Here is a 24,022-nt window from a genome sequence, read left to right as displayed (position 1 = left end):
GTGGATCGAGTCGATCTGCCCGATGCCGCGTGGGCCATTGGTGATGTTGACGGGGTGCTCGAGGTTGTTCAAGAAGACCCGGATGATTTCACCAAAGCCCAAGGTCACGATGGCCAGATAGTCCCCGCGCAACTTCAGCGTAGGCGCACCCAGCAAGATGCCGAAGAGTCCCGCCAGGCCAGCGCCCAGCGGGATGATCAGCCACAAGGGCGAGTGCAAGCCGTCGGGGAAGGCGGCGCGGAAGGACTCGAAGTTCTCGCTCAGATGCGGGCTGGCCAGCAGCGCGAACATGTAGGAGCCCACTGCATAGAAGGCCACATAACCCAGATCCAGCAGACCCGCGTAGCCGACCACGATATTGAGCCCAAGCGCCAAGAGCACATAGAGCAAGGCCAGATCGATGATGCGCACCGGGCCGTTGCCGAACTGCTGCGCGAACAGCGGCACTACCAGCAGGCCCAGGGCCGCCAGCAGGAAGACGAAGACTTTGTTTTTTTGCTGTGATTGCATGAATTTCTCCTCAGCTGGATCAGGCTCGGTCCGCCACACGCTCACCCAGCAAGCCCGAAGGCCGCAGAGTCAGCACCAGGATCAGCGCCACGAAGGCGAAGATGTCGGCGTAATGGCTGCCCAGCACGCCGCCGGTCAAGTCACCCAGATAGCCCGCGCCGATCGCTTCGATCAGCCCCAGCAAGATGCCCCCCACCATCGCACCGGCCAGGTTGCCAATGCCGCCCAAGACCGCCGCCGTGAAGGCTTTGAGCCCCGGCATAAAGCCCATCGTGTGCTGCACGGTGCCGTAGTTAGCGGCCCACATCAGGCCGGCGACTGCCGCGAGCGCGGCGCCGATCACAAAAGTGGTGGAGATGATGAAGTCGGGCTTGACGCCCATCAGGCCCGCAACCCGTGGATTCTCGGCGGTAGCCCGCATCGCGCGGCCCAGCTTGGTGTGATTGACCAGCCACATCAGCGTGGCGAGGATCATCACCGTGCTGCCCAGGATCACGCATTGCGTGACCGTGATCACCGGGCCACCCAGATCAATCGGGGTGGTCGGCAAGAGCAGCGGGAACGGCTTTGGGTTCGGCTTCCAGATGATCATCGCGAGCGTTTGCAGCAGCAGCGACATGCCCATCGCGGTGATCAAGGGTGCCAGGCGTGGCGCATTGCGCAGCGGCCTGTAGGCAATCTTCTCGACCAAGAAGTTCAGCGAGGTGCAGACGACGACGGCACAGGCCAGCGCAATCAACATCATCAGCCAGCCCGGCATGCCGCTGTCAGCGAGCGCGCCCACCACAGTCCAGCTGACCAGCGCACCGACCATCAAAATCTCGCCATGCGCGAAGTTGATCAAGTTGATGATGCCGTAAACCATGGTGTAACCCAGGGCCACCAAGGCATACATGCTGCCCAGCACCAGACCATTGATGATCTGTTGCAAAAAAGTTTCCATTGCTGTCTTCCTTTATGTGCGAATCTATCGTCGAACTGGGCTGCTAGCTCGCAAGCCACATGCCAAAAGTCAGGGTGCGCGGGTATTCACTGAGAGCCCTCTATGGCGCCCACAAGCCCTGGCACCACAGCTACGACCGACCTGGGCGGAATTCGACACTGCAGCACACACGCCGGTGCGGACTTCGACACAAACCGCCAACCAATCTGGCTCGCTGCCGGCAAGTGCAAAAAATTCTTTGCACGATGAGCCGGGACAGATGCGCGCGCATTAGGCACACTGAGCAGCCCTCACCTCTTGCTGCATGAAACCGCGCTTAGCTTCTCCTTCCACCGATGCCGACTTCAACCGGCAGCACCGCTTCCTGCCTCGTTTGAGGCTCGGCCTGCGTGGCCAAGGCCTGATGAGCTTTCTGACCCTGGCCTTGATTGCCATGGTGGGTCTTGGGCTGCTGCTGGGCCAGCGCTGGAGCGAGCGCGCCGGTATGGCTCAGTTGGCGGCCGTGGGTGCAGAACGTTTGGAGCTATATGCCGCCAGCCTGGAGGCCGAGTTGGCTCGCCACGCTTACTTGCCCAGCCTGATCGCAATCGACGCCGACCTGCAGGCCTTGCTGAATGCGCCGCAGGATGTCGAGCTGCGCCAGCACGCTAACCGCAAGCTCGCTGGCATCAATGTGCGGGCCGGTTTGGGCCTGAGCATGGTGCTGGACACCGAGGGTCAGGTCTTGGCCGCCAGCGACGGCAGCGGCGCAGGCAGCGCTTCGGCCCGGGCTGCGCAACGCTTCGCTGCGTATCTGGCCGCAGCGACCGAGCAAGCCAGCGGGCATTTTTTCGCCGCCGATGAAACCAATGGCAGCAGCAACTATTTCTTGATGCATACGCTCAAGCGCGGCGGCAAGCATGTGGGCCAAGTGGTGGTGATGCAAAACTTGGCACCGCTGGAGGCGACCTGGGTAGACCAAGGTCTGCGCTCGCAGGGTGAAAAGATCCTGGTCGTGGACGACAGGGAGGTGGTCATCATGTCTTCGGTGCCGCAATGGAGAAACCATTGGCTGAACCCGCGCAGCGCCGAGCAGCTGGCCGCCTTGCAAGCCTCGCCGCGCTATACGGGACCGCTGTCGGGCCCGCTGGGTCTGTTTGTACATGAGGATTTGCAGCAGGAGGCGGCTCTGATCCAGGTGCCAAGCTTGAACAAGCACGAAGCGACGGGCGGCACGGGTCCAAGCCGCGAGCAACAGCTGCTGGCCCAAGAACGGGCCGTGCTGCCGCTGGCGCTGCGCTTGGTGACGCTGTCCGACCCCGCCGAGGTTTGGCGTCAGGCACGCTATGCGGCCTGGGGCGGCGGCGCGATTGGCGCTTCGATCGGCATGTTGGGCATCTATCTGGCCGCGCGGCGACGCGCCCATGCGCAGCTCTTTGCAGCGAGCAGCGCGCTGCAACTGGCGCATGCTCAGCTGGAGCGTCAGGTCGACGCACGCACCCAGGAGCTGAGCCAGACCAACCGGGAACTCAAGCGCCAGATTGCCCAACGCCTGCAGGCCGAAGACGAGCTGATGCAGTCCGCCAAGCTGGCGGTGCTGGGGCAGATGTCGGCCGGCATTGCGCATGAAATCAACCAACCGCTGACCGCCATGCGCGCCTTGTCGCGCAACGGCCTGCTGCTGCTCGAAAAGGGGCGCAACGCCAGCGTGGCCGAGAACCTGCAAAGCATAGACGCGATGGTGGAGCGCATGACGGGCATCACCCGGCAGCTCAAGAGCTTTGCGCGCAAGGCCGAAGCCGCGCATGCGCCGGTATCCTTGTTGCGGGCCATCGGCGGCGCGCGCTTGCTGCTGGAGCACCGCATCAAGGCCGAAGGCATCGATGTTCGCGTGGAGGTGAGCGAGGCTTTGCTGCTGCGCTGCGAGGCCAATCGGCTGGAGCAGGTCTTGGTCAATCTGCTCGGTAATGCGATCGACGCGATGAAAGACGCCGCCGTCAAGCGGCTCAGCATCAGCGCCAAGCCCATGACAGGCAGCGCGGGTAAGCGCGCCTTGGTGCAAATCATCGACACCGGCCCGGGCATCGCGCCAGACTTGGCCGCGCGCTTGTTCGAGCCGTTTTTCACCACCAAGCCGGCCGGACAAGGCCTGGGCCTGGGCTTGGTGATTTCTTCCAAAATCATCCATGAATTTGGCGGCAGCCTGCGGGCCATCGCCATTGAAGCCGAACTCGGTGGCGGCATGATGTTCGAATTCGATCTGGAAGTCAGCAAAGAGGATGGGCCGCATGTTTGAGGGATTCAAGGTTTTGTTTGTCGAGGACGACCCGCCTGTACGCGCCAGCCTGACACAAACGCTGGAGCTGGCCGGCCTGGACGTGCTGGCTTGCGGCTCGGCCGAAGAGGCGCTGCCCCATATCCAGCCCGGCGCGCAACTGGTGGTGGCCACCGACGTGCGCTTGCCCGGCATGGACGGCCTGGCCCTGCTTGATCATGTGATGGCGACCGATGCCAGCATCCCGGTCGTGCTGGTGACGGCGCATGGCGATGTAGCGATGGCGGTGCGGGCGATGCGCACCGGCGCCTATGACTTCATCGAAAAGCCTTTTGCGCCGGAGCGCTTTGTTGATGCCTTGACCCGTGCGCTGGACAAGCGCGTGCTGCGCGTGGCGGTGGACGAACTGCGTGGCCAACTGCAGCGGCGCAGCGGCATGGAAGCGGTGCTATTGGGCAACTCGGCCGCGATGCAAAACGTACGCCGCCAAGTACTGAACCTGGCGGACACCTCGGCGGATGTGATGATTCTGGGCGAAACCGGCACCGGCAAAGAGCTGGTGGCGCGCTGCTTGCACGACCAAAGCGAGCGGCGCGACCGCAATTTCGTCGCCATCAACTGCGGCGGCCTGCCCGAGGCCTTGTTCGAGAGCGAGTTGTTTGGCCATGAGCCGGGCGCTTTCACCAGTTCGGCCAAGCGGCGCATCGGCAAAATCGAGCACGCCAATGGCGGCACGCTGCTGCTGGACGAAATCGAAACCATGCCGCTTGTGCTCCAAATCAAGATGCTGCGGGTCTTGCAGGAGCGCCGCGTCGAGCGCCTGGGCTCCAACGATGAGCTACCGGTCAATGTGCGCGTTATTGCCGCAACCAAGGCCGATTTGCGCGCCTTGAGCGAGCAGCATAAATTTCGCGGCGACCTCTACTACCGGCTCAATGTGGCGACCTTGCAGCTGCCGCCGCTGCGCGAGCGGCGCGAAGACATCGCACTCTTGTTCGAGCATTTTGTCGCCCAAGCCAGCAGCCGCTATGGACGCGAGGCACCGGAGCTGAGCCCACAGCGCCTGCGCGAGCTGTTGGCGCATGACTGGCCCGGCAATGTGCGTGAAGTGCGCAATGCCGCCGATCGGTTTGTGCTAGACATTGCCAGCAGTGAAGGCGCTCAAGCTGAGGCTTCATCGGCGAGCGGTGGTGCCAGCAATGGCGCGAGCCTGGCGCAGCAGATGGACCAGGTTGAAAAGACCTTGATCGAACAAGCGCTGCGGCGCTGCCAAGGGCGCGTGCCAGCGGCCATGGAGTTGTTGGGCTGCGCCAAAAAGACGCTGTACGACAAGCTGCACCGGCATGGCATCGAGCTTGAGCGCTTCCGCTGACGGGTTAGGCTAAGGCGCGTCTTAGCGGTAATGCTGCGGGTCGGCTGAATCGGTGGGGTGGGCGACCACCCGCTTGAAGGCTTCGCTCATCGGCAACTGCAAGTTCAGGCCACGCGAGGGCAAAGCAGACTGAAACCAGCGGCGGTAAATGGCCTGGATCTCTCCACGCCGATACAAGCCGGCCAGGGTCTCGTCCACCAGGGCCTTGAAGCCCGCATCTGCTCGCGGTAGACCAATCGCATAGGGCTCGACCGAAAAAGCCTCGGCGGAAATTTCATAGTCGCCGGCATTGGCAACGCTGAGCAGCAACATGCGCAGCAACACATCGTCCATGGCGTAAGCAATCGCGCGCCCGCTCTGCAGCAAGCGAAAAGCGTCGCGATCGTCTTGCCCGATCAGAATTTTCAGACCCAGCTGCTCGTTCAAATTGGCCTGATGCAGCAGCTGGATGCTGGTGGTGGCGATGGTCGAGGCCACCGGCTTGCCGCGCAGGTCCCCCAAGCCGCGTACGCCGGCGCTGCGCTTGGACAGCAGCCGGGTCTCGGCCACAAAGGTCGTCGTTGAGAAGGCCTGCGTCTTTTGACGCTCCAGGGTATTGGTCGTGACGCCGCACTCCAAGTCCACCGAACCGTTGGCCACCAGCGGCATCCTGGTGGCTGATGTGACTGCCACCAATTTGAGCTCCAACTCGGGCTTGTGCAGATGTTTCTTGATCGCTTCGGTGATGTGGCCGCACAGCTCGAGCGAGTAGCCAATCGGCCGCAACTTCTCGTCCAAATAGGAAAACGGCGCCGAGTCGACCCGGTAGCCGAGCACGATCACGCCGGTATCGCGGACTTTTCGCAGCGTGCTGGAGTCAAACGCCTCGGCGCTGGCCGTATGTGCCAGCAAGCCGGCCAACAAGCCAGAAAAGAGACCCAGCATGGCGCGACGCATAAATTTCGGAAGCAGGATCAAGAGCGCGCTCGCAGGTCGAAGACAAAGGTGGCGTGAAATCACATCAATTGGCTTTGCATTGTCTCCAGCCCAGGCGCACGCGCAAGCGTGTAAGCCCCAGGTTGCTGGCCGAGGCAGAAGCAGCCCTGCCGGCAAGGCAAAAAGCTTGTGGCAGTATGGCGGCATGGCCATCCCGAGCGCACCTTCTTCAAGCAGCCCCGCACACCCGCTGCCGCAGCGCAGCCAAGAGCTGCTGGCCATTGCCCAGACCCAGTGGGATCGCCGCCAAGGCTTGCTGATCTTTGCCTACGGCTCTTTGATCTGGAAGCCGGGTTTTACACCTGCCGCCACCCTGCCCGCGCAAGTCCATGGTTACCACCGCGCCCTGCGCTTGCGCTCGCTGGTCAACCGGGGGAATGCCGCTCAGCCGGGCCTGGTGTTGGCGCTGCTGTCGGGCGGCAGTTGCCGAGGCCTGCTTTACCGGGCGGAGCCAGCGCAGAGCGAGAGCTTGTTGAACGAGTTGTGGGCTCGCGAGATGGTGATCGGCTCCTATGCCCCGCGTTGGCTGAACTGCCAAACCCCCAAGGGGCCGCAGCGGGCCTTGAGCTTCACGCTATCGCGCCAAAGTCCGGGCCATGTAGGCGCACTGAGCGATGCCGACTTATTGCACATCTTCAAACATGCGCAGGGGCGCTATGGCTCGACCCTGGACTACCTGCTGCGTACCGTCGAGGGGCTGCGTCAGCACGGCTTGCGGGACGCGGAGCTGGAACGCCAATGCCTGCTAGCCGCCCTGCACGGTCTTTGCCAGCCCCTCGTTGGCTAGGCCCTGGCGCCCGATGGGCTCGGCCAGGCCGGTCAAGCCATATTGGGCCTTCAAGCGGGCCAGATCCTCGACCGTATCGACATCGATCAGCACACCGGGGTCGTCCACCTCAACCGCTTGCGAGGGGTAGCGCGCCACGATGCGGCGGGCACCCTCATCGCCCTGCAGATCGATCAATTCCGAATACAGCTCGGCACTGAAGCCGACCGGATGCCCTTGGCGGCCGTGATGCTGCGCATAGGCCACCGGGTAGTGCTCCAAGGCCGCAGCCACGGCCAACATAGTGGCCGGGCGCAGCAAAGGCATATCGGCCGGCACGATCAACCAGCCATCAGCATCACCGGTCGCTTCAACGCCGGCCGCAATCGAGTAGCCCATGCCTATGGGCGTAGGCCGGCCATGGCCATCGAATTCCGGTATCGCCACGACGTCGCGTGCCGCAATCAAAGGCTGAATCAAGGGTGTCAACTTTTGGGTCGTCACGACCACCAACCGCATGCCGGTCGCAATCACATGAGCTAGCGTCTGGGCCAACACGGTATCCGCCGCAGCGTCTATGGCCGGATCAAGAGCGCCGCCCAAGTGCTGCTCCAGCTTGTGACCTTGCCCCAGAAAGCGCATGCCCCGCCCTGCCGCCAGCACTATCACCGCCGGTCGTCTTTTCGCCATTCTCAGTTTTCCTTTGGACACCCTCAGCGCCGCCCGATCATTGCGCCGAGCTTTACCGCTTGTGCGCATAGCATGCCGTATGAGCATGCCAAGAACCAGTGGGAGCAATACCTAAGGTGTTCTACCTGCTTTGACTACCGGGTGTTGCCCGCTTCATTGGATACTCGGGGTATGAACAAGCTATCCGACCTGCGAAAGAGTTACGAGCAAGGTGAGCTCGACGAAGATCTGGCCGCCCAAGAGCCGCTGATCCAATTCAAACAGTGGCTGGACCATGCGCTGGCCAGCAAAGTGCCCGAACCTAACGCGATGACGGTGGCCACCGTCGGCCCGGACGGCCGGCCCTCAACCCGCATTGTGCTGATCAAGGGCTTTGATGAACAAGGCATCGTCTGGTTCACCAATTACGAGAGCCGCAAGGGGCAAGAACTAGCGCTCAATCCGCACGCCGCACTGCAATTCCATTGGGTGGAATTGGAGCGGGTGGTCCGGATCGAGGGTCAGGTCTCGCGCATCGACCCGGCCGAGTCCGACGCTTACTACCAGTCTCGCCCCTTGGATTCACGCCTGGGCGCCTGGGCCTCGCCGCAAAGCCAGGTGATCAGCTCACGCGGCGTGCTGGTGGCCAACGCGGCCAAAGCAGCTCTGCAGCATGGCCTGCACCCGCAGCGCCCGCCGCATTGGGGCGGCTACCGGCTGCAGCCCCAGGCCTGGGAGTTCTGGCAGGGCCGCAAGTCCCGTCTGCATGACCGGCTCAGCTACCAGCTCCAAGACGGCCAGTGGATCAAGCAAAGACTGGCGCCTTGAGGCGGGATCAGAAGCGCAACTGAACACCCGTATGCGCCGAGCGCCCCGGCAAGGGGCTGAGGTCGCGGATGGTGGCCACCGAGCTGGCGCTATAGGCCAGCTTGTTGCCCAGATTGTCGAGCTTCAGGTACCACAGCCCGTCAGTCCCGGCGAAGCGGAATTGCCGCGCCAGACTCAGCTTGACGATGGCATAGCCTGCCGTCGGGCGGTCCAGCGCCGGCACCCGGTCTTGGCGCGCAGCCGCCCTCAGCTCGAACCGGCCCGACCACTGGTCTTGTTGGGCATCCAGCCCTAGGCTGGCACGCAGCGGCGCCAAGCGCGGCAAAGCCTCGCCGCTATCGCGGTTCTCGCCACGTACCGCGTCGAGTTGCGCCGTTAGGCTCAGCTTGGCCCCGGAGCGCAGCTGGGGCAGGTCCATACGGCCCTCCAACTCAAAGCCCTGCATCAGCGCAGGCACCGACTTGAAGGCGTACTCGGGCAGCGACTGCCCGTCGGCCTCAATTTGCGCGCCGGTCGCATCCAAGGCGATGTAACGCGAGAAACGGGTCCGAAAGACGTTCAGCCGCAGCATTTCTTGGCTACCCTGCCAGACCAGACCCAAATCCAGGCCGAGCGCGCTTTCGGTGCGCAGCTGGGCATCGCCGCGCTCAAACGCGCCACTGGCCACATGCACGCCGTTCGCGTGCAGCTCATAAAACATCGGCGCGCGTTCAGTGCTGTTCAGATTGGCCGTCAGGCTCAGGCCGTGGCTTGTGGCCGTGTTCGCCGTTCCGGCTTCGCCGAGCAATTTATAGCTGCCGCCCAAGGACAGGCTGTGCGGGCTGAAACTGCGCCGGCTGGGCGCGCCAAAGCGCTCCTCGCCGCCATTTGCCGCCTCATCACCCCGCGAGTCCACCCGCACCGACTCCAGCCTTGCCCCGGCGGACAAGGCCAGGGGGCCGCTGCTGAATTGCTCCAGCACAAAGACGGCGCCATTGCGGGTGCTGGTGCTCGGCACCAGGGCCTCGGCCCCCAGCGCGGAGAAATCCGAATCCTCCAATTGCAGGCCGATGACGCCGTGCAGCGGGCCCAGCTTGGCATGCTCTAGCTCGACACGCAGGTCTTTGCCGCGGCTCTTGAAAATGGTGCCGACCGCGCCCGTGCCCTCCACCTCGCGATGCTCGTAACGCGTGCTGCCCATGCTCCAGCTCAAGCGTTGGACGAGCGCCGCCTCTTTCGGCGGTGTCTCCTTGGCGTCAAAGCGCCACTCGCCGGCGGCCGACAGGCGCTGACGCTGCATCTCCACCGTCACATCGGGTTCGACCGTGACACCGTAGTTGTTGCGTGAGTCATCGACCGACAGCCCGGCAAAACCATTGGCAAACAGCAGCGAGCCGCCCAGAGCGGCGCCGTGACTGTCGGAGGCCGAGTTGCGCACCACCTGGGCGGTCACGCCATCGGCCGTGAAACTGGGCACGCGCAGGTCTTGCGCGCGCCGGGCCGACGCGTCGGCATGCCAGACAAAGCGCTTGTCACCGCCCTCCAGGACCATGGCGCCATTGCGCTCGGCCGCAGCGCCGCCGAGACGCAGCTCGGTAGCACCGCTCAAGCCGCCATCGCCAAGCGGCGCTTGCCGGGGAATCCGGTTGTCGATGGTATTGACCACCCCGCCAATCGCATTGCCGCCGTAGAGCAGCGCGGCAGCGCCGCGCAAGACCTCGATGCGCTCGATCACCAGGGGATCCAAGGGAACGGCGTGATCGAAACTCAGGCTGGACGCATCCACCGAGGCGCCCGAATTGCTCAGCATGCGGACCCGGTCACCGTCCAGGCCACGTATCGTCGGGCGGTTGCTATTGGGGCCGAAGTAACTGGAGGACAAGCCAGGCAAGCCCTCCAAGGTTTCACCCAGCGTCGAACCACGGCGCAGGATCAGCGCGTCCCCGTCCAACACATTGCTGGGCTGGGCCAGTTCCTGCTGGCGCAAGGGGTTGCCCGTCAACACGACCTTGCCCAGCTTCTCGCTTTGGCCTTGCTCCTTCATTGAAGCGGCTTGCGGGACTGCTTCTTGCGCCCAGGCCGACAGTGACAGGCAAAGCAGGCTAGCGCCCAGGGCCAGGGCCCGCTGCGTAAAAATATGGGAATGCATCAATCTCTCCAGATGCGCGCCCGGCTGGTAGGAATGCGGGCGGCGCAGGCATGAACTCAATCGGGCAGACCGCCCGAGACATCAATCAGTTCAAGCCTGGAGAGGCGGTCCGCGCGCGCCGCGCTTCCAAAAGCTAGCGGACGAGCCATCAATCCAAGGCGTGGCAGCCGGCAAGAAATGCGCCTGCACCGAGGCATCGACTGCGTACTGCCCGCCGGGTGCGTGATCCTGGCTGAGTTGATCAAACAACTGGCAGCTCAGATCGCCGCTTTGATGGCCCCAGCCGTCCACCGGTGTCGCCTTGGCGGCGAACATGCCGCTGCCCTTGGCCACGCCGTGGCTATGGGCATGGCGATGCAAATGCCCGAGCGTTTGAAAACTCAGCAGCGCAAGCACCAGCCCAACGATCAGCCAAAACTTAGACCTGATCTGTTGATGTGGACGGAGAGCGCGGAGACGGGCGGGCTGATTCATGCGAGCGCCGATTATCAACGCCAATCAAGTCAGCTCGAAGAATCGGCGAAATTTGGCCTCAGGGCTTCAAGGCTTGGCCGTCTGTGAGGCGATAGAACATGCCGTAGGGGTCATCGCTGAGTACCGACAACTGGCCTTCGAGGGTGATGGCCTCTAGGCTGTAGCGCACCGGCTGCTTGCTGCGCACCTCGATCAGCCCTTCCGGGCCAGCGGGCACACAAAAAGCGCAGGAAGTAGGCACGGCGGAGAGCAAAAAATGCTGCTGCTTGTCACCCGGCTCGAGCGGCATCATGAAACCCTGCACGCGGACTTTTTGTTTGTCCAGCGCACGCACCTGGGCGGGGAACACCGGGATGAGCTTGTTCTTTTCAACCTTGGTTGAGACCGAAGACAGCAGCGCCCAGGCCAACACACCTTCGCGCTCTTGCAGCGGTTTGATGGGGCTGCGCGGGTCGTGAAAACCCGCACCGGTGCCGACCGTTGGGGCGGGTTGAGCCTGGACCCCGGCACTCAAGGCGCCTGCGGTCAACACAGCCAAAGCGGCAATTTCAATTAGCTTTTTCATTCGATCAATTCCATAGGGGCGATTGTGCCCTTGCTGTTGCGCTTGACCCTCATCACCACGCTAGGCGAGGCGCCCAAAACCAGATCAACGCGGCGCCTGCAGCAACTCGGTGACATCTAGCTTGAAGGCCGCGCGGGCCGGCCAGGCGGCCGCCAGCAGCGCCAAGCCAATAGCCAGCAGCGGTATCAGCGCCTCCCAGGGCGAAACCCACGCACCACTGATCTGCAGCGACTGCTGGCCGGCCAAGAGCGCGCCCAAAACGGCCGTCAGGCCATGTCCGAGTGCAAGACCAAGCAGCGTGGCCATGCCGGCCAGGCTCAGCGCCTCCAGGCTGACCAGCAGGGCGACCCGCCAGGGTGGCGCACCCAACATGCGCAGCATGGCCAAATCGCTCTGCCGCGCTCGCACCGCGTGCAGCAGGGCCACAAACACCGAAGCGGCGGCGGCCAGCAACAAGACCAGGCCAAAACCACGTAAAACCTCGGTCCCTGCACCAACCATGCGCAACAAACGCGCGGTTTCAAGCGCCGGCGCTGCGGCCTGCAGACCCGGCTGCGCATTGACCCAGCGCGGCAGGGACACAGCGGCCAAGGGGCTGCGGTAGCGCAGCAGGACCATGGTGATTTCGCGTTCCTCATCGGCGGCCTCATGACCAGCGGCGTGATGCGCTTCATGCTGCTGCCAGACCGAAGCCAAGTCGGTGACGATCAAGCGGTCCAGCACGCTGCCGCTGGCGCTCAGCAAACCGACCACCCGATACACCTGCTCCTCCCCATGCGCAGCGCCTTGCTGGCTCAAACCATGGCTGGCGGAAAAAGTCTGTCCCAGCTTGAGCCCCGTGCGGGCGGCAACCTCGGCCCCGAGCACCGCCTCCATGGGGCCGCTCCAGACTTGGCCGCTGGCGAACCTTGCCTGATAGTGCTGCAGATAGTCGGGCGTGCTGCCGACGATGCGAAAGCCTTGCAAGCTGTCGCCCAAAGACATCGGCAGCGCCTGCGCAACCAGGGGCTGCGCGCGCAGCGTCTCCAGCGTGGCCAAGGGAATATTGCCGGTTGGCACATCCAGATGGAAAGCGCCCGCCAACATGATTTGCATCGGGCTGCCCTTGGCGCCCACGATCAGGTCGATGCCCGCCAGATCACGCTGCACGCCCTGCTCGATCTGCTCGCTGACCAGCAGCACAAAGCAAATCGCCCCTAAACCAAGGCTCAGCAAGAGCAGGTTCAGCCCGGCCGTCAAAGGCTGAGCCCAGAGATAGCGCCAAGCCAGTCGCAACAAGCTCATGCGCTTTGAGCACTCAGTGCCAGGGTTGGCAAGCGCAGCTCACGCCAATTTTTGATCCCGGCGGCCAAGACGCGATCGGCGATGCGCCCGTCATGCGTCGCCAGGACCAAGGTGGCCGACTGCTCAAGGGCGGCCTGCAGCAGCAAGTCGATGACTTGAGCGGCGCTGTCATCGTCGAGGCTGGCCGTTGGCTCATCGACCAACAAAAAGGGCGGCCGCCGCATCAAGGCGCGTGCCAAGGCCACACGCTGCGCCTGCCCGACGCTGAGCAGATGCGGCTGGCGCTCACCCAAGCCGCTGAGCCCCAAACGATCCAACAGCTCGGCCGCGCGGGCCGGCTCCGGCTTGAGGCCCGCACTGACATAGGGCAGGCTCAAATTTTCATTCACGCTGAGCGCGGCGCTCAGGTGCAGGCGCTGCGGCACAAAACCCAGATTCGCGCCGCGCCAGGCATCCAACTGTCGTGGCGAAAGCTTGTGCAAACCGGCCCCGCCCAGATGCAAGCTGCCGGCCGAAGGCGTCAACAAACCCGCCAGCAAGGCCAGCAAGGTTGACTTGCCCGTGCCCGAGCCACCGCGAAGCAGCAGATGTTGGCCGACCGGCAGCATGAAATCATCAAAGTGCAGCAGCGGGCCCTGCGCATATGCGTAGCGCAGACCGGCCCAAGCGACGGCAGCCTTCACGAAGTCCAAATCACGCAATCCAATTCACACAGTCCCACGCAGCCCGACAAATCAAGCATTGCGCGTCAAACGCGCAAAGGTGGAGAGAAACTTGTCGACCTTGGCTGCCACCACGAAAGCGCAGTAACCCTGCTCGGGGTTGCGGGCGTAATAGCGCTGATGGTAGGCCTCGGCCGGCCAGTAATTGCGCTCAGGCTGCAACTCGGTTACCACCCGCCCCTGGTGCGCCACCTGCGCTTCGGCCAGTACCTCGCGGGCTATCGCTTCTTGCTCACCGCCGTGGGTGTAGATGCCGGAGCGGTATTGGCTGCCGATATCGGCGCCTTGGCGGTTGAGTGTGGTGGGGTCATGAATGGCAAAGAACACCTCCAGCAACTCGGTCAGGCTGACTTCGGCCGGATCAAAATCGAGCCGCACCACTTCGGCATGGCCGGTGTTGCCGCTGCAAATTTGCTCATAGCTGGGCTGCTGCACATGGCCGTTGCAATAGCCGGACTCGACCCTGTGCACGCCCTTGACGCGCTCGAAAACCGCCTCGGTGCACCAAAAGCAGCCGCCGCCGAGGGTGATACGGGACAGGTTCTTAGGCAAATCGCTCATGGTCTGGCTGTGGCTTTCTATTGGCAGGATCTAGTTGCTGATTTCATCGGAGCCTCCAAAGCATAGCCGAGCACGACGCCTCAAGCCTTCAGTGCGCACTGAGCTGTAAATCCGCAAAGGGCTTCCAGGCCTCTTGCGCCCCGGCCTCGGGCTCATGCAAGCTTGGCGCACCCAGGAAGATCCGGCTATTGGCCAGGCCTTTGGCAATCAAAGCATCCCGCACAAGCACACCGCGTTCCAAGGCCAGCGCCCTCACGCTGGTTTCGCTGACCGCATAGTTGGACAGCAGCAGCGCCCGCATTTCTTCCGGCGCAATGTCCTTGGCGAAGCCGATCATGTTCTTGGGCTTGTTGGGCAGCTTGGCAGCTTGGTAGACCGGTTTCAACAAGCGGCTTCGGTCAGCGTCGCTCAGCCTGGCCTCGGCGGGGGACGGCTGCGCCGGGCTGCTGCTTTGGCGCTGCAGATCCCGTTGCTGCTCGCGCTTGAACTCGGCCAGCAGCGCCGCCTCCAGCTGACGCTCTTGCAGCGCGGCGCGCTCGGCGACGGGGTCGGCCCAAGCTTTGATCGTCAGAGACAGGCCGGGGCGCTCTTCCATCATTTTGGCAACGCTGTCGAGATGAGCCGGCGCCAGCGGCTGCGCGCTGCCGGGGGCAAATTCGAGCCGACTGAGATCGGCGTCACCACTGCCACTGAACAGCGAAAACGGCGCCGACAAGGCCTTGCCCAGCAGATTGCCGATGACCTTCCAGATCACCCCACCGACGCTGAACTCAGGCTCGTTGATCGAGCCTTTGATGGGCACTTCGACGTCGATGACGCCATTCTTGTCCTTCAACAAAGCGACCGCAAACAGCACCGGCAACTTGGTCGCGTCCGGGCTTTCGACGCGCTCGCCAAAAGTCAGCTGATTCAAGATGATTTGGTTATTGGCCTGCAAGGCGCCGCCTGCATCGATCTTGTACTGCACCTTGGTCGAGAACTTGCCACGCTCGATCGCATAACCCACGTATTTGGCGGCATAGGGTGACAGTGGCGCTAACTCGATATCGGAGGCCGTCGCCTTGATATCCAAGAGCAAGGGCTTGCCCAGCGGATTGACATCCCCCACCACGTCCAGCAGGCCGGTACCGGCCACACGGCCGCGCAAGCTCAGCGGGGCCAACTCGGCCCGCTCAGAGCCGAACGCGCCCAGGCTGCCGTGCAGCTCGCTCAGCTGAGCGCTGTAGTTAGGCCGCACAAAACGATCATTGAAGTCCAGCCTGCCTTTGCTCACGCGAATCTGACCGATAGAAATCGGCATACGCGGCGCAGCGCTGGCTGCTAAGTCGGGCGCACTCGCTGCAGCCTCGGCCACAGCCGGCCCCGCCGGCTTGCGCTCGACCTGGCCGACATCGCGCAGATTGACCTTGCCCTGCTCATTGATGATGACACGGGCAAAAAAGTCGTTCAGCGACACATCGGCCACCGACAGCTGAGGCGGACTGCCAGCCTTGAGCAGCAGCTTGATGCCGTCCAGATTCATGGCCTGCCAGCTCAGCAGTTCTTCGCCCACAACGTCTTGGCCGTCGACTTCGCGCGCCTGGTGCAAGAGCAAGTCGGCGAGCAAGAGCTTGCCCGTCGCCTGCCCATCGAGGCCGGCGGCTGTCTGCCGAGCCTTGAACTGAGCACGCAGGCCCAGTTCGCCTTTTTGCAGGTGCAGACCCAAGGCCGGGTCCAGATAAGGGTCCAGCAACTGCAAAGGCATGCGTTCAAGGCGCAGGCTGCCGGCCGCCATCAGCGGAGCCAAGCTTGCCTCGCCCTGCCATTGCAGCTGCCCCGAGGGAGCGCTGCCGCGCTTGGTCGGCGCCAACTTCAAACTCAGATTGACCGGCATCGCTTTGGTCTGATCCGGCCAAGCGAAATTACGCATGTCCAGCTTGATTTGCTCGAGCTTTACCGCGCTCGGCGCTCCACGCACTGCACTGCTTGCCGTCCGGGTGCCGGCGTCCTGCAACTGCAGCGAACCCTGATCCAGCTTCAAGCCCTTGAGGAAAAGCGACCAGGCCAAGGCGGGCTCCTTGGCTCTAGGCGAATCCGCCGGCGACGTTTTAGCGGGGGGCAAGAAGTCTTGGTAATTCCATCTACCGTCTTGGCTGCGCGCCAGCGCCAAAGCCGGTCGGCTGAACTTGAGCTCACCGCCACTGATCTTGCGGGCTTCTGTATCCACAGAGAGCTGATCGAGATCCACCGCTCCCAGACGCAACAAGGGGTCGCGGGTCGACTTGGCGCCAATAGAAAGGCCGCTCAGCTGCAGATCAGCCAGCGTCGCCTTCGCTCTTTGCTCGGCTTTTGGCATCAGCGGCTGCTGCACCAGCAGTCCACCCTTGCCGGCCATCGAACCTGCCACCCGCAGCGACCCCTGCCCCGGCAACTGGGCCTGCAGATAGGGTGTTAGCCACTGAAGATCAAAACCCTGCCAATGCCAATCAAAGCCGATGCTTTCGGCGCTTAGGCTACCCGCACCGTCAAGGCTGGCCGCCGAAAGCGTTGCGGGGCCATCGGCTGGACGGACGCGAAAAGCCAGATTGATGGGCGTTGCCGCCTTCAGTGGCCAGGCCAATGCACCCAGCTTGAAATCAATATCCCGCAACAATAGGCTAACGGCCGGCTTGGTGGAAGCGTCTTGCCAGTCTAGCCCGCCGGCGCTGAGTTCGAATTGATTCAGGGACAGCAGCCAGGGCGCGGCCTTCTCGGCTTGGACTTGCTTTTTCGGGTCCATCTCTTGCGCGGTCTCTTGCCCCTGTGTAGGCCCGCCTCCAAGCCCCATCCCTGCCAAATGCAATTTTCCCCGTGCGTCTTTGGACACAGACAAGCTGGGTGCAACCCATTTGACTGCACCCAAGCCGATGATCCGCTGCAGCGGCTGAACATCGAGCAAGTGCAGTTCCAGTTCGCGCCAAGACAAACTCGGTGCTGAAGTCGGTGTTTGCAAGGCAAACTGAGACAAATTGATTTGGCCCGCGAGCGCCAGCGCCGGCAACGCCCCTGCGTTTTGCTGAAATTTCAGTTGCAGATTTGTAGCCAGCTTGCCCTGTTTCAAGCGCAGCGGCGCAGCTGCCGGCACATAAGAGGCATATGGCGCGAGATCCAGGCTGTCTAACTTGAAGTCAAGTGTGGCCACACGCTGCTCGGCAAAGGGCAAGGCACTGCCTTTTGCGCCAAAGGCTACGCCGTTCAGACGGCCGGCAATCTGCGGCTGAACATGAACTTTCACGTCGGCGACCAGCGTCGAAACAAAAGGCAGTTGCAGCAGCAGATGATCGATTTCGTGGCGGCGCGCCATGGGCTTGTCATCCAGCGACACCGCGCCATCCCTGAGTTCGATGTTGTAAAGCGCGAGTGCAAAGGGTTTGGCATCGGGCGCGGCCGGAGCCGCGGGCTTGGCGAAGCGTTCGATCAAATCATCGATGTCGTAGTGGCCGGCGGACAAGCGCGTCAGACGCAGGACCGGGCGCACGACGGTCAGCGATTCAATCACCGGGCTGCGCAACCACAGCGAGCTGCTGGACAAATTGACGGTGAGCTGCTCCAGCTCCAGCAAGGCCTCTTTTTGCTGCGCCGTGCCCGCGACGCTCACGCCGTCCAGCGTCAGGGCAAGGGCCCAAGGATGAAAGCTCACCGCCCGTACGCTAACTTCACGACCCAGCGTCTTGCTCGCCAGCTCGGCGCCGCTCGTTTTCAGCCAGTTGGGCAATACAAGCCAACTGGCGAAAAAGAGCAGCAAGAGCAGGCCCGACAGTGCCCCAAACAAGCCGACCAGCAGGCGCTGCCAGGGCTTCCAGGACTGCATGGGCTTGGCCCTCGGCGTGGCATTTGATCTTTGGTCGGGCGTCATAGGGGGCGTCATATTGCGCGTCATTGGGGCCATCTGTCTCCAGCACGGCACAATTATTGAATATATTCGAGCCCCGGCTCTGCTTCGATGACTCGTTAGTTAACAGTTGCTCAGAGGTTTCCAGAGACCGCCCTGCCCCCGACGCCCGGACCTATTTTGAATTCTGCCGCCCTGCTGCACCAAATCAAGCCCTTCGCCCTGACCTTGGCGCTGCCCCCAGTGCCCTTTCTGGTGCTGATTGCGCTCGGCGCATGGATGCTGCGAGGCTCATCAAAAAGGCCACCGATATGGGGCCGGCTGGTTATCGGTTTGGGCGTGCTGGGCATCTGGCTCAGTACCAGCGAAGGGTTTGGCCAAGTTCTTTCACAGCACTTGCTGCACACCCCAGCGGCCTTGAGTACGCAGGACATAGCCGAGCTGGCACGGCGCAGCCAGACTCAAAAAGACGTGGCGGTGTTGGTGCTGGGTGGTGGCGCCCGTCAATATGCGCCGGAGTACGATAGGCCAAGCCTGAACACCATCAGCCTGCAAAGACTGCGCTACGGCGTGTGGTTGGCCAAGCAGATCAAGGCACCGCTGGGTTTTTCCGGCGGCATAGGCTGGGCGGCCAGACGCCAGAAAGACAGCGAGGCCACAATTGCGCAGCGAATCGCGCAGGAAGAATTTGGCAACAGCTTGAGATGGGCAGAGGGCGGCTCGCGCGACACGCGCGAAAACGCCGCACTCAGTCTGCAAATGCTCCGCGCCGATGGCATCAAGAAGATCGTCTTGGTGACCCATGAGCAGCATATGCCTCGCTCCTTGAGAGCTTTCAGCGCTGCAGCTCAGGGCGACATCGAAATCCTAGCCGCCCCGGTCGGCTTGCTGCGCGACGGCAAGTCGGAGTTGCGGGACTGGATGCCGTCGGACGACGGCATCTGGCGGGTTCGCTTTGCGATCTATGAATGGATTGGGCTGCAGACCGGCCACTGAATGTCGCTGACATGGCAGCAAATCGGCAGCGCTGGAACAAGAAGCACTGCCGACCAGGCATTGAGCCTCTTGGTTCTTTAGCTCTTGACCGCCTCGGCCAAGCGTTCGGCACAGCGCTGCGCCGTCGCACCGTCGCTCGCCTCGACCATCAGGCGCAACAAAGGCTCGGTACCCGAGGCCCGGATCAGAACCCGACCACGGTCTGCCAACTCGGCCGTCACTTCGGCCTGCACACGCGCCAGCTGGGCGTTACTCTTCCAGTCCTGGCCCGCTTGCAGACGCACATTGATCAAGACTTGCGGGAACAAGGTGACCGGTGCCAAGAGCTGAGACATGCTCTTGCCGGTGCGCATCACCGCCTGAAGAATCAGCAGCGCGCTGACGATGCCGTCACCGGTGGTGTGCTTGTCCAAAGCCAGCAGATGGCCAGAACCCTCCCCGCCCAGCTGCCAGCCTCGTGCGCTGAGTTCTTCCAACACATAACGATCGCCCACCTTGGCGCGAACAAAGTCCACGTCCAGGGCCTTGATGGCCAGTTCGACCGCCATATTCGTCATCAAGGTGCCGACCGCACCTGGCACCTGCCCGCCTTGGGCCAGGCGGTCCGCGACCATCAAATACAGCAACTCGTCGCCGTTATACAAACGACCTTCGCCGTCCACCAGTTGCAAGCGATCGGCGTCGCCGTCCAGTGCAACACCGTAATGCGCACCATGTTCTTTGACGGCAGCCACCAGGGCCGCCGGCGAAGTCGCGCCACAGCCATCATTGATATTGAAGCCATTGGGGCTGCAGCCGATCGAGATCACTTCGGCGCCCAACTCATGGAACACATCGGGTGCCACGTGGTAGGCCGCACCGTTGGCTGCGTCAATGACGATCTTCAAACCCTTGAGGCTGAGATCCTGGCCAAAACTGTTCTTGCAGAACTCGATATAGCGGCCGCGCGCTTCGGCGATGCGGCGGGCACGCCCCAAATTGGCAGAGTCGATCCAGGTCGGCGGATCTTCCAGCGCCAACTCAACCGCTTGCTCCCAGGCGTCTGACAGCTTCTCGCCCTTGGCCGAGAAAAACTTGATGCCGTTGTCGGCAAAAGGGTTGTGCGAAGCGCTGATCACCACGCCCAGATCCTGGCGCAGCGCGCGGGTCATATAGGCCACGCCGGGTGTGGGCAAAGGGCCGGTCAACAGCACATCGACGCCGGCCGAGGCAAAGCCCGCCTCCAAAGCCGACTCGATCATGTAGCCGGAGATGCGCGTGTCTTTGCCAATCAAGACACTGGGGCGCCCACCGTTCTTACGCAAGACCTGCCCCACGGCATGGCCCAGGCGCAGCATGAAATCAGGTGTGATCGCGCCTTGCCCGACCGTGCCACGAATACCATCGGTACCAAAATACTTACGGCTCATTGTGAGCATCCCTTTTAAAAAAATATTGATCTATTGTCGTTCAGCAAAATGACTAGCCGAGGACTGAGCCGACGCAGCCTGCCAAACCTTGATCGCATCGACGGTTGCCGCGACATCGTGCACACGCAAGATCTTTGCGCCCTGCGCAATTGCAGCCAGACCCGCCGCCAAACTGGCAGCCAAACGCTGATCAACCGGCCGCCCGGTGACGTCGCCCAGCGCGCGCTTGCGTGACCACCCGACCAACAGCGGATAAGCCAGATTCAGCAGTTCCGCCTGGCGCGCCAGCAGCTCAAAATTTTGTGCGGTGGTCTTGGCGAAACCGTAACCGGGGTCCAAAACAATGCGCTCTCGCGCAATCTGTGCCGAGCGCAGCGCTGCCGCGCGGCCGGCTAAAAACCCCGCAACATCGCTCAGCAGATCGTCGTAATCGATCAGGGTCTGCATGGTGGCGGGTGTGCCGCGCATATGCATCAAGCAAACACCGCAATGCCCATGCGCTTGGACGATGTTGACAGCCTGCGGGTCTTGCAGCGCATGAATATCGTTGATGACGTCCACACCTAAGTCCAAGGCGCGCGACATAACTTCAGCCTTGCAGGTATCCACAGAGACCGCCACGCCTAAGCTTAACGCGGCCGAGACAACCGGCGCGATGCGAGCCCATTCTTCGCCTGCCGACAAGCTGCTTGCCCCCGGCCGACTGGACTCGCCGCCAATATCGAGCAGGTCAGCGCCGTCCAGCACCATGCGCTCGCAACACTCAATAGCGTGCTTTGGTGCTGCGTGCTGGCCGCCATCGGAGAACGAATCGGGCGTCACATTGACGATACCCATCACCCGGGGGCGACTCAGGTCAATTTGGAAACGCGTGGTGTGCCAATGCATAGAAGATTGAGAACCCAAAGCAGCTCTGCCTAGAAAATCGGGGCCCGTCTGTGAAGACGGGCCCCGAAATTTACATTGGCCCGGACTGAAATCTCAGCCCAAGCGAATCACAGCGCAGCAGCCGGGGTATCGGTGCTCACCGGTGGCGGCGGAGTGTCGGACTTGCCACCGCTCGGAGGCGTCCAATCCTTGGGCAGGCGGGCCGCCTTGCCGGTCATGATGTCTTCGATCTGATCGGCGTCTATGGTCTCGAACTCCAACAAGGCCTTGGCCATCGCATGCATCTTGTCCTGATTCTCTTCAATCAAGCGCCGCGCAATACCGTATTGCTCGTCGATGATTCGGCGAATCACCAGATCCACCTTGCGCATGGTCTCTTCGGACATATTGGTGGTCTTGGTGACCGAGCGACCCAAGAAGACCTCGCCCTCATTGTCGGAATAAACCATGGGGCCGAGTTCATCGGTCATGCCGTAACGGGTCACCATATCGCGTGCAATTGCGGTGGCACGCTCGAAATCGTTGGAAGCGCCGGTGGTCATCTGGTTCATGAACACCTCTTCGGCAATTCGTCCGCCAAAGAGCACCGAGATGGTCGAGAGCATGCGCTCCTTGTCCAAGCTGTAGCGATCACCTTCGGGCAACTGCATGGTCACGCCCAAGGCGCGGCCGCGCGGAATCACTGTCACCTTGTGCACCGGGTCGGTCTTAGGCATCAATCTGGCAACCAAAGCGTGACCGGCCTCGTGATAGGCGGTGTTGCGGCGCTCTTCCTCCGGCATGATCATGGACTTGCGTTCTGGGCCCATCATGATCTTGTCTTTGGCCTTCTCGAAGTCGACCATCTCGACCACGCGACCATTGCGGCGAGCGGCAAACAAGGCGGCCTCGTTCACCAGATTGGCCAAATCGGCACCCGAGAAGCCGGGCGTGCCACGTGCCAGGATGTCGGCGCGAATGTCTTGACCAACCGGCACCTTGCGCATGTGCACATTGAGAATCTGCTCACGACCACGCACATCGGGCAAGGTCACATAAACCTGGCGGTCAAAGCGACCTGGACGCAGCAAGGCAGGGTCGAGAATGTCAGGGCGATTGGTCGCCGCCATCACGATCACGCCCATATTGGTCTCAAAGCCGTCCATCTCGACCAGCATCTGATTCAGGGTCTGTTCGCGCTCATCATTACCACCACCCACGCCGGCGCCGCGGTGGCGGCCAACAGCGTCGATTTCATCGATGAAGATGATGCAAGGCGAACTTTTCTTGGCTTGCTCGAACATATCGCGCACGCGGGCCGCGCCGACGCCGACGAACATTTCGACGAAGTCAGAGCCCGAGATGGCGAAGAATGGCACCTTGGCCTCACCTGCAATTGCCTTGGCCAGCAAGGTCTTGCCGGTTCCCGGAGGGCCGACCAGCAGCACGCCGCGAGGAATACGGCCGCCCAGTTTTTGGAACTTGGACGGATCCTTCAGGAAGTCGACCAGCTCTTTGACTTCTTCCTTGGCTTCATCGCAACCCGCCACATCGGCGAAGGTCGTCGTGTTCTGGGCTTCGTCGAGCAGCTTGGCCTTTGACTTGCCGAAGCTGAAGGCGCCGCCCTTGCCGCCGCCCTGCATCTGGCGCATGAAATAGACCCACACGCCGATCAACAACAGCATCGGGCCCCAGCTGATCAGCATGCTGATCAGGAAGGAAGGCTCCTCGCGCGGCTTGACGTCAAACTTCACACCGTTATTGCGCAGATCACCAATCAGACCGCGGTCAAGATAGGTGGCTGCGACGCGCAGCTTCTTGCCATCGGTGGTTTCAGCAAGGATGTCGGTCCCGGCCCCACCTTCTTGCAAGGTCACTTGCTTGATGCGGTGCGCCTGAATTTCGTCCAGAAATTCGGAATAGCCAATTTGCCCACCGGCTGCCGCACCACGATCAAATTGTTTGAAGACCGTGAACAGCACCAGGGCAATCACTATCCAGACAGCTACCTTCGAGAACCACTGATTGTTCACCGAGACTCCTTAATTCACTCAAACCTGACCACACTGTGTGCGGTCTCTGCAGGCCATATGGGGTTGATTCTATGGCAGTCAAGAGCTAAATCTGCTTTTGACAAACCCGCTCGAAAGCGCGGAATTACCGCTTCGGCTGTTTCAGCCCAATGCCGATCAAAAAGGTCTCGGTCGACCGATCCTTGGAAGCCTTTGGCTTGATCGGCTTGACCTTTTTAAAGGTCGCCTTGAACTGCTCAACCAACTGGGTGTAGCCGCTGCCATGAAAGACCTTGGCCACCAAAGCACCCTCGGGCTTCAGGTGCTGCTGGGCAAAATCGATCGCCAACTCCACCAAGCCGGCCACCCGCGCGGCGTCCGAGCTTTCAATGCCAGACAGATTGGGTGCCATATCCGACACAACCAAGTCCACCGCGCGCCCCGCCAATGCAGCTTCAAGTTGATCCAGCACGGCCTGCTCTTGAAAGTCGCCTTGAATGAATTGCACGCCCTCGATCGGCTCGCATTCGGTCAAATCGAGCGCGATGATGGTGCCGTTGAGCCTGCCGACAGCGGCGCCGCCGATGCCGGCCTCCTTGGGCGCAAAACAGCGCCGCAAATATTGGCTCCAAGCGCCAGGTGCTGCACCCAAATCGACCACAATCTGGCCAGGGCGAACCAGCTTCAAGGTTTCGTCGATCTCTTTGAGCTTGTAGGCGGCACGGGCTCGAAAACCATCGCGATGAGCCATCTTGACGTAGGGGTCATTGATGTGCTCATGCAACCATGTCTTATTAAGTTTCTTGCTTTTAGTCTTGATCTTCATGTTGCACGGAT

General features: G+C 62.1%; 21 protein-coding genes. 6 read left to right on the top strand and 15 right to left on the bottom strand.

What is annotated here, in order from left to right; genetic code table 11:
- Positions 1-510: ABC transporter permease subunit (locus PRZ03_RS07490; protein ID WP_409993937.1), on the bottom strand; the 510-nt coding region annotated here is incomplete at its 3' end.
- A 19-nt stretch (positions 511-529) separates the two neighbouring features.
- Positions 530-1,453: a branched-chain amino acid ABC transporter permease gene (locus tag PRZ03_RS07485; protein WP_273599698.1), complete on the bottom strand. Its 924-nt coding sequence runs from the start codon at positions 1,451-1,453 to the stop codon at positions 530-532.
- 1,366 nt (positions 1,454-2,819) lie between these two features.
- Here PRZ03_RS07485 and PRZ03_RS24050 point away from each other — a divergent pair.
- Complete coding sequence (locus PRZ03_RS24050) at positions 2,820-3,728, top strand: sensor histidine kinase (RefSeq protein ID WP_409993938.1); 909 nt, start codon at positions 2,820-2,822, stop codon at positions 3,726-3,728.
- The gene (locus PRZ03_RS07475; RefSeq protein WP_273599696.1) at positions 3,721-5,079 is read left to right on the top strand and encodes a sigma-54-dependent transcriptional regulator; all 1,359 of its coding nucleotides are present in this window, start codon (positions 3,721-3,723) and stop codon (positions 5,077-5,079) included. Before PRZ03_RS24050 ends, PRZ03_RS07475 begins: the two co-directional genes overlap by 8 nt.
- A gap of 21 nt (positions 5,080-5,100) precedes the next feature.
- On the opposite strand, the gene PRZ03_RS07470 is transcribed toward PRZ03_RS07475, so the two are convergent.
- On the bottom strand, positions 5,101-6,003 hold the full coding sequence (locus PRZ03_RS07470; protein WP_273599695.1) for an amino acid ABC transporter substrate-binding protein: 903 nt from the start codon (positions 6,001-6,003) through the stop codon (positions 5,101-5,103).
- A gap of 196 nt (positions 6,004-6,199) precedes the next feature.
- On the opposite strand from PRZ03_RS07470, the gene PRZ03_RS07465 reads away from it, so the two are divergent.
- Positions 6,200-6,841, top strand: coding sequence for a gamma-glutamylcyclotransferase (locus PRZ03_RS07465; protein ID WP_273599694.1), 642 nt, complete (start codon positions 6,200-6,202; stop codon positions 6,839-6,841).
- Here the strand turns inward: PRZ03_RS07465 and PRZ03_RS07460 are convergent.
- Positions 6,800-7,510: a nucleotidyltransferase family protein gene (locus tag PRZ03_RS07460; RefSeq protein WP_263532979.1), complete on the bottom strand. Its 711-nt coding sequence runs from the start codon at positions 7,508-7,510 to the stop codon at positions 6,800-6,802. The genes PRZ03_RS07465 and PRZ03_RS07460 overlap by 42 nt on opposite strands.
- A gap of 171 nt (positions 7,511-7,681) precedes the next feature.
- Here PRZ03_RS07460 and pdxH point away from each other — a divergent pair, with 171 nt between their 5' ends.
- Positions 7,682-8,317, top strand: coding sequence for a pyridoxamine 5'-phosphate oxidase (gene pdxH / locus PRZ03_RS07455; RefSeq protein WP_263532980.1), 636 nt, complete (start codon positions 7,682-7,684; stop codon positions 8,315-8,317).
- A 7-nt stretch (positions 8,318-8,324) separates the two neighbouring features.
- On the opposite strand, the gene PRZ03_RS07450 is transcribed toward pdxH, so the two are convergent.
- Both PRZ03_RS07450 and PRZ03_RS07445 read right to left on the bottom strand, forming a co-directional pair.
- Positions 8,325-10,445 (bottom strand): TonB-dependent receptor, encoded by a 2,121-nt coding sequence (locus tag PRZ03_RS07450; protein WP_273599693.1) that lies wholly within the window; start codon positions 10,443-10,445, stop codon positions 8,325-8,327.
- A 90-nt stretch (positions 10,446-10,535) separates the two neighbouring features.
- Positions 10,536-10,805 (bottom strand): hypothetical protein, encoded by a 270-nt coding sequence (locus PRZ03_RS07445; RefSeq protein ID WP_273599692.1) that lies wholly within the window; start codon positions 10,803-10,805, stop codon positions 10,536-10,538.
- Here PRZ03_RS07445 and PRZ03_RS07440 point away from each other — a divergent pair, their 5' ends adjacent.
- Positions 10,806-11,006 carry a hypothetical protein gene (locus PRZ03_RS07440; protein ID WP_273599691.1) on the top strand — a complete coding sequence of 67 codons (201 nt, stop codon included), beginning with the start codon at positions 10,806-10,808 and terminating at the stop codon, positions 11,004-11,006.
- Here the strand turns inward: PRZ03_RS07440 and PRZ03_RS07435 are convergent.
- The 5 genes from PRZ03_RS07435 to PRZ03_RS07415 form a co-directional block, all read right to left on the bottom strand.
- Positions 10,978-11,484, bottom strand: coding sequence for a DUF3299 domain-containing protein (locus tag PRZ03_RS07435; RefSeq protein WP_263532984.1), 507 nt, complete (start codon positions 11,482-11,484; stop codon positions 10,978-10,980). The two genes, PRZ03_RS07440 and PRZ03_RS07435, sit on opposite strands and share 29 nt — an antisense overlap.
- An 84-nt stretch (positions 11,485-11,568) precedes the next feature.
- Complete coding sequence (locus tag PRZ03_RS07430) at positions 11,569-12,768, bottom strand: FtsX-like permease family protein (RefSeq protein ID WP_273599690.1); 1,200 nt, start codon at positions 12,766-12,768, stop codon at positions 11,569-11,571.
- A complete protein-coding gene (locus PRZ03_RS07425) occupies positions 12,765-13,451 on the bottom strand; it encodes an ABC transporter ATP-binding protein (RefSeq protein WP_273599712.1) in 687 nt (228 codons plus the stop codon). Before PRZ03_RS07425 ends, PRZ03_RS07430 begins: the two co-directional genes overlap by 4 nt.
- A gap of 51 nt (positions 13,452-13,502) precedes the next feature.
- Positions 13,503-14,051: a peptide-methionine (S)-S-oxide reductase MsrA gene (msrA, locus tag PRZ03_RS07420; RefSeq protein WP_273599689.1), complete on the bottom strand. Its 549-nt coding sequence runs from the start codon at positions 14,049-14,051 to the stop codon at positions 13,503-13,505.
- 88 nt (positions 14,052-14,139) lie between these two features.
- The gene (locus PRZ03_RS07415) at positions 14,140-17,880 is read right to left on the bottom strand and encodes a DUF748 domain-containing protein (RefSeq protein WP_273599688.1); all 3,741 of its coding nucleotides are present in this window, start codon (positions 17,878-17,880) and stop codon (positions 14,140-14,142) included.
- A gap of 201 nt (positions 17,881-18,081) precedes the next feature.
- Here PRZ03_RS07415 and PRZ03_RS07410 point away from each other — a divergent pair, with 201 nt between their 5' ends.
- On the top strand, positions 18,082-18,897 hold the full coding sequence (locus PRZ03_RS07410; protein ID WP_273599687.1) for a YdcF family protein: 816 nt from the start codon (positions 18,082-18,084) through the stop codon (positions 18,895-18,897).
- Positions 18,898-18,974: 77 nt separating this feature from the next.
- Here PRZ03_RS07410 and glmM read toward each other — a convergent pair whose 3' ends face one another.
- The 4 genes from glmM to PRZ03_RS07390 all read right to left on the bottom strand — a co-directional run bounded on the left by glmM (position 18,975) and on the right by PRZ03_RS07390 (position 24,011).
- Positions 18,975-20,306 (bottom strand): phosphoglucosamine mutase, encoded by a 1,332-nt coding sequence (gene glmM, locus PRZ03_RS07405; RefSeq protein ID WP_263532989.1) that lies wholly within the window; start codon positions 20,304-20,306, stop codon positions 18,975-18,977.
- Positions 20,307-20,336: 30 nt separating this feature from the next.
- Positions 20,337-21,194: a dihydropteroate synthase gene (gene folP, locus PRZ03_RS07400; protein ID WP_273599686.1), complete on the bottom strand. Its 858-nt coding sequence runs from the start codon at positions 21,192-21,194 to the stop codon at positions 20,337-20,339.
- A 107-nt stretch (positions 21,195-21,301) separates the two neighbouring features.
- On the bottom strand, positions 21,302-23,206 hold the full coding sequence (gene ftsH, locus PRZ03_RS07395; protein ID WP_263532991.1) for an ATP-dependent zinc metalloprotease FtsH: 1,905 nt from the start codon (positions 23,204-23,206) through the stop codon (positions 21,302-21,304).
- Between the two features lie 124 nt (positions 23,207-23,330).
- A complete protein-coding gene (locus tag PRZ03_RS07390; protein WP_273599685.1) occupies positions 23,331-24,011 on the bottom strand; it encodes an RlmE family RNA methyltransferase in 681 nt (226 codons plus the stop codon).
- Positions 24,012-24,022: the final 11 nt, after the last annotated feature.

It is taken from the genome of Roseateles albus (genome assembly GCF_028595345.1).
Classification (GTDB): domain Bacteria; phylum Pseudomonadota; class Gammaproteobacteria; order Burkholderiales; family Burkholderiaceae_C; genus Paucibacter_A; species Paucibacter_A albus.
This window is presented reverse-complemented; position numbering and strand designations above follow the sequence as displayed.

What these genes read in the sequence shown, in the direction of transcription:
- PRZ03_RS07485 (WP_273599698.1), bottom strand. Translation starts at nt 1,453, where the DNA reads ATGGAAACTTTTTTGCAACAGATCATCAATGGTCTGGTGCTGGGCAGC.
- PRZ03_RS07435 (WP_263532984.1), bottom strand. Translation starts at nt 11,484, where the DNA reads ATGAAAAAGCTAATTGAAATTGCCGCTTTGGCTGTGTTGACCGCAGGC.
- PRZ03_RS07390 (WP_273599685.1), bottom strand. Translation starts at nt 24,011, where the DNA reads ATGAAGATCAAGACTAAAAGCAAGAAACTTAATAAGACATGGTTGCAT.
- PRZ03_RS24050 (WP_409993938.1), top strand. Translation starts at nt 2,820, where the DNA reads ATGTTGGGCATCTATCTGGCCGCGCGGCGACGCGCCCATGCGCAGCTC.
- PRZ03_RS07430 (WP_273599690.1), bottom strand. Translation starts at nt 12,768, where the DNA reads ATGAGCTTGTTGCGACTGGCTTGGCGCTATCTCTGGGCTCAGCCTTTG.
- msrA (WP_273599689.1), bottom strand. Translation starts at nt 14,051, where the DNA reads ATGAGCGATTTGCCTAAGAACCTGTCCCGTATCACCCTCGGCGGCGGC.
- PRZ03_RS07440 (WP_273599691.1), top strand. Translation starts at nt 10,806, where the DNA reads ATGCCCGAGCGTTTGAAAACTCAGCAGCGCAAGCACCAGCCCAACGAT.
- PRZ03_RS07415 (WP_273599688.1), bottom strand. Translation starts at nt 17,880, where the DNA reads ATGCAGTCCTGGAAGCCCTGGCAGCGCCTGCTGGTCGGCTTGTTTGGG.
- PRZ03_RS07450 (WP_273599693.1), bottom strand. Translation starts at nt 10,445, where the DNA reads ATGCATTCCCATATTTTTACGCAGCGGGCCCTGGCCCTGGGCGCTAGC.
- PRZ03_RS07475 (WP_273599696.1), top strand. Translation starts at nt 3,721, where the DNA reads ATGTTTGAGGGATTCAAGGTTTTGTTTGTCGAGGACGACCCGCCTGTA.
- folP (WP_273599686.1), bottom strand. Translation starts at nt 21,194, where the DNA reads ATGCATTGGCACACCACGCGTTTCCAAATTGACCTGAGTCGCCCCCGG.
- PRZ03_RS07470 (WP_273599695.1), bottom strand. Translation starts at nt 6,003, where the DNA reads ATGCTGGGTCTCTTTTCTGGCTTGTTGGCCGGCTTGCTGGCACATACG.
- pdxH (WP_263532980.1), top strand. Translation starts at nt 7,682, where the DNA reads ATGAACAAGCTATCCGACCTGCGAAAGAGTTACGAGCAAGGTGAGCTC.
- PRZ03_RS07465 (WP_273599694.1), top strand. Translation starts at nt 6,200, where the DNA reads ATGGCCATCCCGAGCGCACCTTCTTCAAGCAGCCCCGCACACCCGCTG.
- glmM (WP_263532989.1), bottom strand. Translation starts at nt 20,306, where the DNA reads ATGAGCCGTAAGTATTTTGGTACCGATGGTATTCGTGGCACGGTCGGG.
- PRZ03_RS07460 (WP_263532979.1), bottom strand. Translation starts at nt 7,510, where the DNA reads ATGGCGAAAAGACGACCGGCGGTGATAGTGCTGGCGGCAGGGCGGGGC.